The sequence below is a fragment of the Methylobacterium oxalidis genome, assembly GCF_007992195.1.
Classification (GTDB): domain Bacteria; phylum Pseudomonadota; class Alphaproteobacteria; order Rhizobiales; family Beijerinckiaceae; genus Methylobacterium; species Methylobacterium oxalidis.
Genome location: NZ_BJZU01000042.1, coordinates 1 through 10,208, shown reverse-complemented (window position 1 = coordinate 10,208; position 10,208 = coordinate 1). Strand labels below are relative to the sequence as shown.

The following is a 10,208-nucleotide window of genomic DNA, read 5'->3' as shown; positions in this document are numbered from 1 at the left end:
ACTTGCTCATCGGTGAAGGTGACTCCGAATCTCGCGAACTTTTGGCGCGTCTTCTCGCACGTGCACCGCGCCCGTCAAGGCATGGCAGCACCGCATGCGGGGGATGGTTCTACTGTCTAGAACGGCTCTGAATTCTTAAACGCCCCGACGGCCACTGGATCACAGGGGTTTCAGCCCGGCCTCGATCTCGGCCCGCCGCGGTTCCAGGAAGGGCGGCAGGGCGAGGCGTTCGCCGAGGCTCTCCAGGGGTTCGTCCGCGGTGAAGCCGGGACCTTCGGTCGCGATCTCGAACAGGATGCCGTTCGGCTCGCGGAAGTACAGGCTGCGGAAGTAGTAGCGGTCGACCGGGCCGCTGGAAGGCATCCGCTTCGCCCGCAGCCGGTCAGCCCAGGCCCCGTACTCCGCGTCCGGGACGCGGAAGGCGACGTGGTGCACGGCGCCGGCACCCTGGCGGGCCGGGGCGGAGGCGTCCTGCATGACCTGAAGCTCGGCGCCCGCGCCACCCTCCCCCATGGCGTAGACGCGCACCGTGCCCTCCGGCAGCTCGAAGGTGCGGTCGTGGCGCATGCCGAGCACCTCTGTGAGCACCGCCTCGGTGCGAGCGGTCTCGGCGACGGCGAGGCGCACGGGCCCGAGCCCGCGGATCTGGTGGGGCGTCGGCACGGGGCTGCCCGTCCACGGATGGGCCGGCCCGGCTCCGCCGTCGTCCACGAGGCTGAGGCGCTGGCCCTCGCCGTCCTCGAAGTCGAGGGTGAGGCGCCCGTCCCGCTCGATCGGGGTCAGGTGCTCGACGCCCTCGCGGGCGAGATGCTCGCGCCACCACGCGATCGCGTCGGGCCCGGCGACACGCAGGCCCGTGCGCACGATGCTGTTGGTGCCCCGCCGCTCCGGCGGGGCCGGCCAGTCGAAGAAGGTGACGTCGCTGCCGGGCGCCGCCACGCCGTCCGCGTAGAACAGGTGGTAGGCGGTGAGGTCGTCCTGGTTCACCGTCTTCTTGACGAGGCGCAGGCCGAGGATCCGGGTGTAGAAGGCGAGGTTGTCCGCCGCCCGGGCCGTGATCGCGGTGAGGTGGTGAAGTCCGGTGAGCTGCATCGGGAACCTCTCCGCGGGCGCGTTCGGGCGAAGCGGGTCCCTTCAGATGGCGGCGGCGCGCCCGGTTGCCAGGGGTCTTCCGCGCGCCGCCTCTCGAAGCCCGCCTCAGAAGTCCGTCGGCCGGCCCGCGGCGACCACCAGCATGCGGCCGTCCGCGAAGGTGCGGCCCGCGGCGCGCCGGATGTCGGCCTGCGTCACGCCCGCGACCATTGCATTGCGGCGGCCGATATAGTCCATGCCCAGCCCCTCGAAGGCGATCTGCACGATCTGGTGGGCGATCTTCGTCGAGGTGTCGAAGCCGAGCGCGTAGGAGCCGGTGAGGTAGTCCTTCGCCTTCTGCAGCTCCTCGTCGGAGGGGCCGTCGGTGATGAGGCGGCCGATCTCGTCGCCGATCACGGCGAGCGCCTCGCCGACGCGCTCGTTCTTGGTGGCGGTGTAGCCCCAGGTCATCGCCGCCGAGCGGTGGCTGACGAGCGAGGTGCCGACCGAGTAGGCGAGGCCGCGCTTCTCGCGGACCTCCTGGAACAGGCGCGAGGTGAAGGCGCCGCCGCCGAGGATGTGGTTCAGGACGTAGGCCGGGATGAAGTCCGGGTCGCGCCAGGGCACGCCCGCCATGCCGAAGCGGATCACCGATTGCGGCACGTCGAGGTCCACGACGACGCGGCGGCCGAGGTCCTGCACGGTGGTGCGCGGCACGGCCCGCAGGGTGCCGGCCTCGGGCAGGGCGCCGAAGGAGCGGTTGAGGGCGGCCGAGAGAGCGTCCGCGTCGATGGCGCCGACCGCCGCGACCTTGATGGCGCCGCGCCCGATCACCTGCGCGTGGAGCGCCAGGAGGTCGTCGCGGGTGATCGCCGCGATGCTCTCGAGCGTGCCGGAGGAGGGCCGCCCGTAGGGGTGGCCGGCGAAGGCCTCCTTGAAGAAGCGCCGCGAGGCCAGCACGCCCGGGTCGTTCTGCTGGTAGCGCAGGCCGGCGATGGTCTGGGCGCGCACGCGCTCGATCGCGTCGGGGTCGAGCCGGGGCTTGGTCAGCGCCAGCGCGAGGAGGTCGATCGCCTCCTCGGTGTGCTTCACCAGGGTCTTCAGCGAGCCACCGATCGCGTCGGGCCCGGCGTGGAACGAGAGCTCGATGGCGCGGGCCGCGAGCCGCTCCTGGAAGGCGTCGGAGGTGAGGTCGCCCGCGCCCTCGTCGAGGAGGCGCGCCAGCATCTGGGCGCAGCCGGCCTTGCCCTCCGGGTCCTGCGCGGCGCCGCCCTCGAAGGTGAAGGCCAGCGCGACCATGGGCACGACCGGCGATTCGACGTGCCACGCCTCGACCCCACTGGCGGTGGCGACGGATTTCGCCTGGGTGGGCGAGGTCGCGGTGCGGGTGGGGGTTTCGGCCAAGTTCATGGGAACCTCGTTGTTCTTGTGCGGGCGCGCAGCGGGCGCCCGGAATGTCGGCGCGGGTGCCCTCAGGCGGCCGCGACGGAGACCGGGGCGTCGGCCTCGCGGGACTTGATGAGGTAGCCCGTCACCGAGCGGGCCGGCGTCAGGTAGCGCTCGGCCGCCGCGGCGAGGCGCTCCTTCGTCACGCCCTCGATGTCGGTGGGCCAGCGGCGCACCTCCTCGATCGTCTCGCCGATGGCGAGCGCCGAGCCGTAGATGCGCGCGAGGGAGGACTGGCTGTCCGAGGAGTAGACAGTCTCGGCCACGAGCCGGGTCTTGGCCCGCTCGATCGCCTCGGCGTCGAGCGCCTCGGCGGGCGCGCGGCGCAGCACCCGGTCGAGCTGGTCCTCCAGCTGCTCCAGGCTCACGCCCTCGGCGGGGACGGCGTAGACGGAGAAGCGGGTGTCGTCGATCGCCGAGCCCATGTACCAGGCGCCGGCATTGACCGCGATTCCCGCCTCGAGCACGAGCTTGCGGTAGAGGTACGAGGTGGCGCCGCCGCCGAGCACCTCGGCCAGAAGCTCCAGCGCGTGGCACTCGCCGTCGCGGGCCGTGATGCAGGAGGGCGAGAGGTAGAGCCGCTGCAGGGTCGGCTGCTCGACCTTCGGGTCGGCCACGCTGAGGCGGCGCAGCGCCTTCGGCTCCGGCTCGCGGGCGCGCAGGCGCTTCGGACGGGCACCCTGCGGGCTCACGCGGCCGTAGGTGCCGTCCGCGAGGCGGCGTACCTCGTCGGGCGTCACGTCGCCGGCGACCACGAGGATCGCGTTCTCGGGCGTGTAGAAGCGCTTGTAGTAGTCGAGGGCGTGGTGGCGGTTCAGCTCCTCGATCTCGTGCATCCAGCCGATGATCGGGATCCCGTAGGGATGGTGGACGAACAGCGAGGCCGCCATTGCCTCGGAGAGCTGGGCGGAGGGGTCGGTCTCCACCCGCATGCGCCGCTCCTCCAGCACCACGTCGCGCTCGGGCGCCACCACGGCGTCGTCGAGGACGAGCCCGGTCATGCGGTCGGCCTCGAAGGCCATCATGGTCTTGAGGTGGTCGCGGGCGACGCGCTGGAAATAGGCGGTGTAGTCGTAGCTCGTGAAGGCGTTCTCCTGGCCGCCGAGGCCCGAGACCGCCTTCGAGAAGGCGCCGACCGGGTGCGTCTCGGTGCCCTTGAACATCAGGTGCTCGAGGAAGTGGGCGATGCCGGACTGGCCGAGCGGATCGTCCGCCGAACCGTTGCGGTACCAGATCATGTGCGTGACTACGGGGGCGCGGTGGTCGGGCACCACCACCACGTCGAGGCCGTTGTCGAGGCTGAACGAGGAGACCTCCGGGCCGCCGGCCTCCGAGCGCCCGAACGGCGCGGCCTCCAGGCGCCCGGCATGGGCGAGGACGGGGGCCTCGGCACGGCTGGGCAGGCGGAGCGCCGTCGAGGCGATCGGGGGCTTCCGGAAGAGGTGCATCCTGATGTCCTTCGTGCGGCCCGTCCCGCGGACCGTCCGGTTCTGGCTCACGTCCTCGGCCGCGACCCTGTCGGGGTCCTGAGCCGGGCAAATCTCATACCGTGGCCGCCGGCCGTTCAGCGGCCCTGCGAGCGTAGATAGGTTCCGGGATCGGCTTCTTCCCGCTCCCGGCTCGCATTGTTGACGGGGTCGCGACCATCGACCACCACCTTCCGCGGCGCCTTGCGGTAGCCGTTCGGCGGATCGGTGAGGGTATCGCGGCTCGGCTCGGCGATCGAGGGCTCGGTCTTCTCCTGGCCGACGCCGCGCATCAGCTCCAGCGGGTTGACCCAGAACGAGTCGCGGTTGTTGTCGCCGGGCTTGCGCTCGGGCTCGGTCGTCATGTTCGCGTTGGCGCGTCGGCCCGAGCGGATGTCGTCGATCGCGAGCGTCGCGTTGTTGTCGTTGTAGCGTCCCTGCGCCTGGTTGCCCTTCGGCACGCGGCGCTCGGCCTCGTCGCGCTCGCGCTGCAGCACCTCGGGCTCCTTCGGCCATTGCGGCGAGGCGGTGCGGGGGCGCGGCGCGGGCAGCGCCTTGCCTTCGAGCTTCGGTGGCATCACGAGGGGAGCGCGCTCGCGATAGTTGATCGCGGGCTGGTCCTTCTCGATCAGGCCGAGCGTGCTCAGCGTGTCCCGCATGATCTCGCCCCGCTCCGCGGTCTGAGCCTGGGCGGTTCCGGCAGCGAGGAGGCCGGCGACGGTGGCAAGGAGAAAACGGCGATACCCGGTCATGCTGCCCCACAGGTTCCGGCCGGGCCTCGGGTCCCTCGCGCAGGGCCCGCGGCGGTCGCGCTCAGGGCGATCTGATCCGGCCGTCTCGGCCTGATCCCGGTTTCAGGCGATCGTATGGCGCCTTGACTGCACTGCACCAGGGCACCGGCCCGAGAGAACGCCGATGTGGTTTACGCATCACAGGACCGCGTTCTTCTCCGCCGGCCCGCGCGGGGAGCGCTGCGGCATGAGCCCGTCGAGGATCAGGCCGATCACGCCCGCGACGATGGCGGCGTCCGCCACGTTGAACACGTACCAGGACCACGTGCCGGCGTGGAGATGCACGAAGTCGAACACCGCGCCGTAGGCCGCCCGGTCGATGGCGTTGCCGAGCGCCCCGCCCGCGATCAGCCCGAGGGCGAGGGCGAGGAGGCGCGAGTGCGCCCGGCGCATCCAGACGCCGAGGCCGAGGGCAGCCACCAGGGACAGGACGACGAGGAACCAGCGCCCGAAGCCGCCCTCCTGCTGGAACAGGCCGTAGGAGACGCCCCGGTTCCAGACCACGACGAACTCGGCATAGGGGCCGAAGCGCCAGGGCTGCGTCAGCACGAGGTCCGTACCGAGGTAGAGCCAGAGCTTCGAGGCCTGATCGAGGACGAGGGTGGCGAGGAGCGCCGCGAGGCCGAGGCGGAAGGGCGTTCGGGAGGGCGTCATGACCGTGCGCCCCGGGCTATCCCCTCCCGCCCCGGGGCGGGAGGGTGCCGGCCGGTCGGTCGCGGCCTCACGCCGCGCTCGCGCTGCCGTGGGCGGCGTCCCATTCCCGGAGGGCGAGGGCGTCGCGGGGCGTCACATCGGGGTAGTCCCGATCCATGCCGACATCCGGGCTGACGCGCCAGGAACGGGCGCACTTGCGGCCCTCGGCCTGGACCGGCACGACGGCGACGCCGCGCACCTCGTCGAGGCGGAAGGCGCCCGGCGCCCCCTCGCCCGTCTCGACCCGCACGCCCGAGGTGATGCAGACCTCCGCGAAGTCGATCCCGTCGAGCGCCCCGAGCAGGTCGGGATCGGAGATCGAGACGACGGGCGCCGCCTCCAGGCTCGCGCCGATGCGCTTGGCGGCCCGCTCGATCTCGAGCGCCCCCGTCACCACCCGGCGCACCCGCCGGATCTTCTGCCAGCGCTCCGCGAGGGCCGGGTCGCGCCACGCCTGCGGCGTGTCCGGCAGGGTCTGCAGGTGCACCGAGCCGTCCTCGGACGGGTAGCGGTCGAGCCACGCCTCCTCGGCCGTGAAGGCGAGGACCGGCGCCAGCCAGATCGTGACGCGCCGGAAGGTCTCGTCGACGACCTGGAGCGCCGCGCGCCGCGCCGTTGAGGAGATGGGATCGCAGTAGAGCGTGTCCTTGCGGACGTCGAAATAGAAGGCCGAGAGGTCGCCCGTCATGAAGCCGTTGAGCAGCGCCACCACCCGCTTCGTGTCGAAGGTCCGGTAGGCCTCGCGGATCTCGCCGTCGAGCTCGGAGAGGCGGTGCAGGATGAAGCGCTCGAGCTCCGGCATGTCGGCGAGCGCGACGTCCTCGCCCGGCACCCGGTGGGCGAGCGAGCCCAGCATCCAGCGCAGGGAGTTGCGCAGCTTCCGGTAGGTCTCGGCGAAGGTCTTGATGATCTCCGGGCCGATGCGCAGGTCGTCCGCGTAGTCGGAGGCCGCCACCCACAGGCGCAGGATGTCGGCCCCCGAATCCTTGATGACGTTCTGCGGCGCGACGACGTTGCCCTTCGACTTCGACATCTTCAGCCCCTTCGGGTCGAGGACGAAGCCGTGGGTGAGCACGATGTCGTAGGGCGCGCGTCCCCGCGTGCCGGCGGATTCGAGGAGCGAGGACTGGAACCAGCCGCGGTGCTGGTCGGAGCCTTCGAGGTACATCACCGTGTCCTCGCCGCCGTCGCGGCGGCGGCGCACACCGGCAAGCCCCGGGAATGCCTCCGGATCGTCGAGGACGAAGGCGTGGGTCGAGCCCGAGTCGAACCAGACGTCGAGGACGTCCGTCACCTTCTCGTAGTCGGCCGGGTCATGCTCGGGCGCGAGGAAGCGGGCGCCGTCCGCGTCCGTGAACCAAGCGTCCGCCCCCTCCTCGGCGAAGGCCGCGACGATGCGGGCGTTGACGCGCTCGTCGCGCAGGACCTCGCTCGTCCCCTTCCGGACGAAGACCGTGATGGGCACGCCCCAGGCGCGCTGGCGCGAGACCACCCAGTCGGGCCGGTTCTCGACCATGCCGTTGATGCGGTTCTTGCCCTGGGGCGGCACCCAGCGCGTGTCCTCGATAGCCTGCATGGCGACCTCCCGCAGGGTCCGGCTGCCCAGGCTCTCGACCGGCCGGTCGAGGGCGATGAACCATTGCGGCGTGTTGCGGAAGATGACGGGCTTCTTCGAGCGCCAGGAATGCGGGTAGCTGTGGCGCAGCACGCCGCGGGCGATCAGGCTGCGGGCTTCCGTGAGGGCCGCGATCACCGCCTTGTTGGCGTCGCCCTTCTCACCCTTATGGTTAAGGACGAGTTTTCCCGTGAAACCGGGCGCCTCCCCGGTGAGCGCTCCGTCGGCGTCCACCGTGTAGGGGATGCGGGTGTCGATGCCGCGCTGCGCGAGCCGGCGGCCGTTGGCCATCCACAGCTCGAAATCCTCGCGGCCGTGTCCCGGCGCCGTGTGGACGAAGCCGGTGCCGGCCTCCTCGGTGACATGCTCGCCCTCAAGGAGCGGCACCGGGAAGTCGTAGCCCGCCACGTGGCCGCCGAGCGGGTGCGACAGGGTGAAGCCGGCAAGCTCGTCCGCTCCCACGTCGCGCAGGCGCTCGTGCGCCTCGACGCGCGCCGCCGAGAGGACGCCCGCCGCGAGCGCGTCGGCGAGGATGAAGGCGTCGCCGACCTTCGCCCAGTTGTCGTCGGCCGCCTGCGCGACCCGGTAGAGGCCGTAGGAGACCTTCCGCGAGTAGGCGACGGCGCGGTTGCCGGGGATCGTCCAGGGCGTCGTCGTCCAGATCACGACGCGGGCGCCGGCGAGGTCGCCCCCTGCCCCCTCGCGGATCGGGAAGGCGGCGAAGATCGTATCGCTGACGTGGTCCTCGTACTCGACCTCGGCCTCGGCGAGCGCCGTCTTCTCGACCACCGACCACATCACCGGCTTCGAGCCGCGGTAGAGCTGGCCCGTCATGGCGAAGGTCAGGAGCTCGCGCGCGATGGCCGCCTCGGCCGGGAAGGCCATGGTCGAGTAGGGGTGGTCCCAGTCGCCGGTGACGCCGAGGCGCTTGAACTCGGCGCGCTGCACGTCGAGCCAGTGGGCCGCGAAGGTGCGGCACTCCTGCCGGAACTCGATGACCGGCACCTCGTCCTTGTTGCGGCCCTTGGCGCGGTACTGCTCCTCGATCTTCCACTCGATCGGGAGGCCGTGACAGTCCCAGCCGGGCACGTAGTTGGCGTCGAGGCCGAGCGCGCCCTGGCTGCGGACGATCACGTCCTTGAGGATCTTGTTGAGGGCCGTGCCGATGTGGATGTTGCCGTTGGCGTAGGGCGGGCCGTCGTGCAGCACGAATTTCGGCCGGCCCTCCGCCGCCTGCCGGATGCGGCCGTAGAGGTCGGTCCGCTCCCAGCGCTCGAGGAGCAGCGGCTCGCGCACGGGGAGGCCCGCCCGCATCGGGAATTCGGTGCGGGGCAGGAACAGGGTCTGCGAGTAGTCCCGGGCGGCCGGGGCGGCGTCGGTCGAGTCGGTCATGGATTCAGGCGTCTTCGCGCTCGTCGGGCGGGTCTGTCGGGCCGGCCGTCGACCGGCGGCTTCGCTCTCCCGGCATCCGGGGCTCCCGCGCGGGCGCGGGGCCTCACTCGGAGGCCGGGCCCGTAATTCGTGAGGGGCGGCGGAAGCCGCGCGGATCGCAGACGTCGCGCATGGGAGGCGCTTCTAGCAGCGGCGCGGGCCGGAGGCCAGCAGCCATGCGCGGCCCGACCTGTTGCGCATTCGCTACGCAGTCGGCTTCGCATCCCGCGGCTGCCACCTTTTCCAAGCTCGGCCGTTGAACATCCAACCTTCCGAGGCCGTGCCGCGGCTCCCAGGAAGCGAGACAACGAACCGAGGAAAACCTGTCATGAAACGCATCCTGCTCGCCGCCACGCTCGCGCTGTCGGCGCTCACCCTGTCGGGCGCGGCCGAGGCTCAGGGCCTCGTCGGGGGCGCGCGCCGCGGCGCGGCCGAGGGCGACCGGGTCGGCGGCCCGATCGGCGGCGTCGTGGGCGGCGCGGTCGGCGGCGCGGTCGGCACCGTCAACGGCGCGCTCGGCATCGATCCGGGCCGCCGCGCCTACCGCACCGACCTGCGCTCGCGACGCGGCTACCGTCACCACCGCCGCCATCACCGCCGCTGAGGTATCCGGGCGCGGCCGTCTCAGGCGGCCGGCCGTGCCCGACGCTCGCGCGCCAGGAGGTAGAGGCCGGAGGCGACGACGATCGCCGCCCCGGCCAGCGTCGTCCCCTGCGGCACGTCGCCGAACAGGAGGTGGCCGAGCAGCACCGACCACAGGAGCTGCGTGTAGATGAAGGGCGCCAGCACGCTGGCGGGCGCCCGCGCGTGGGCGAGGACGAGGAGCCAGTGCCCGAGCGTGCCGAATAGGCCGACAGCGACGAGGAGCGCCCAGACGAGGGGCGTGCCCGGGCTCGTCCAGATCCAGGGCAGGAGCGGGCTCATCAGGGCGAGCCCCGAGAGGCCGGAGTAGAACATCGTCGTCGCGGTGGAATCGTAGGCCGCGAGCTTGCGCGTCGTGATGATGTAGAGCGCGTAGCAGAGCATGTTGCCCAGGCTGTAGAGCACGGCGGGCTGCACCTCGCCGAGACCCGGCCGCACGATCACCAGGACCCCGCCGAACCCGGCCGCGATCGCCCCGAGCCGCTCGCGCGAGGACCACTCGCCGAGCAGCGGCCCCGCCAGCAAGGCCACGGCCAGGGGCGCGGCGAACTGGATCGAGAGCGTCTCGGCGAGTTGCAGGTGGCGCAAGGCCACGAAGTTGAAGGCGGTCGAGCCGAACAGCAGCAGAGAGCGCACGATCTGCAGCAGCGGGCGCCGGGTGCAGGCCACGTGCGGCGTCGTGACGGGGTTGAGCACCATCGAGATCAGCGCGACGCTCACCGCGTAGCGCATGAAGGTGGTGAGCAGCGGGTCGACGCCGAGGCCGGCCAGCGCCTTCGCGGAGGCGTCGAGGCAGGCGAAGAACGCCACCGTCCCGCACATCAGCGCGATGCCGGCGAGCCGCCGCGGGTCGGCCCGGAGCGCCCCCGGGTCGCCGGGCGCCGCGCCTTCCGTCCGCTGCCCCTCCCTTGCCACCGCACCACCTCCGCCGATCGACGGCAGCGGCCTTACCGGCTCCGGACGTCCGAGGCGACCGAGGCCAGCGCGGGTCTCCTCTGCCATTCGGGAGAGGGTTCGCCCTCTCTGGGAAAGTCGCACCCCTCACCCGGTCGG

Annotated in this window: 8 protein-coding genes; 1 reads left to right on the top strand and 7 read right to left on the bottom strand. The window is 72.0% G+C overall.

Annotation, left to right across the window (positions count from 1 at the left end):
- Positions 1 to 159 precede the first annotated feature (159 nt).
- From MOX02_RS11315 to ileS, 6 genes are all read right to left on the bottom strand, one after another.
- A complete protein-coding gene (locus tag MOX02_RS11315) occupies positions 160 to 1,092 on the bottom strand; it encodes a ring-cleaving dioxygenase (protein WP_147025897.1) in 933 nt (310 codons plus the stop codon).
- Between the two features lie 105 nt (positions 1,093 to 1,197).
- The gene (locus MOX02_RS11310; protein WP_147025896.1) at positions 1,198 to 2,481 is read right to left on the bottom strand and encodes a M16 family metallopeptidase; all 1,284 of its coding nucleotides are present in this window, start codon (positions 2,479 to 2,481) and stop codon (positions 1,198 to 1,200) included.
- Between the two features lie 62 nt (positions 2,482 to 2,543).
- On the bottom strand, positions 2,544 to 3,965 hold the full coding sequence (locus tag MOX02_RS11305; protein ID WP_147025895.1) for a M16 family metallopeptidase: 1,422 nt from the start codon (positions 3,963 to 3,965) through the stop codon (positions 2,544 to 2,546).
- Between the two features lie 116 nt (positions 3,966 to 4,081).
- Positions 4,082 to 4,735: a hypothetical protein gene (locus tag MOX02_RS11300; protein WP_147025894.1), complete on the bottom strand. Its 654-nt coding sequence runs from the start codon at positions 4,733 to 4,735 to the stop codon at positions 4,082 to 4,084.
- Between the two features lie 177 nt (positions 4,736 to 4,912).
- The gene (lspA, locus tag MOX02_RS11295; protein WP_147025893.1) at positions 4,913 to 5,428 is read right to left on the bottom strand and encodes a signal peptidase II; all 516 of its coding nucleotides are present in this window, start codon (positions 5,426 to 5,428) and stop codon (positions 4,913 to 4,915) included.
- Between the two features lie 67 nt (positions 5,429 to 5,495).
- The gene (gene ileS, locus MOX02_RS11290) at positions 5,496 to 8,474 is read right to left on the bottom strand and encodes an isoleucine--tRNA ligase (protein ID WP_147025892.1); all 2,979 of its coding nucleotides are present in this window, start codon (positions 8,472 to 8,474) and stop codon (positions 5,496 to 5,498) included.
- 367 nt (positions 8,475 to 8,841) lie between these two features.
- Between ileS and MOX02_RS11285 the strand changes: the two genes are divergently transcribed.
- Positions 8,842 to 9,117, top strand: a complete 276-nt coding sequence (locus MOX02_RS11285; RefSeq protein ID WP_147025891.1) for a hypothetical protein — start codon at positions 8,842 to 8,844, stop codon at positions 9,115 to 9,117.
- Positions 9,118 to 9,137: 20 nt separating this feature from the next.
- Here MOX02_RS11285 and MOX02_RS11280 read toward each other — a convergent pair whose 3' ends face one another.
- The gene (locus MOX02_RS11280; protein WP_238178870.1) at positions 9,138 to 10,070 is read right to left on the bottom strand and encodes a DMT family transporter; all 933 of its coding nucleotides are present in this window, start codon (positions 10,068 to 10,070) and stop codon (positions 9,138 to 9,140) included.
- Between the last annotated feature and the right edge of the window lie 138 nt (positions 10,071 to 10,208).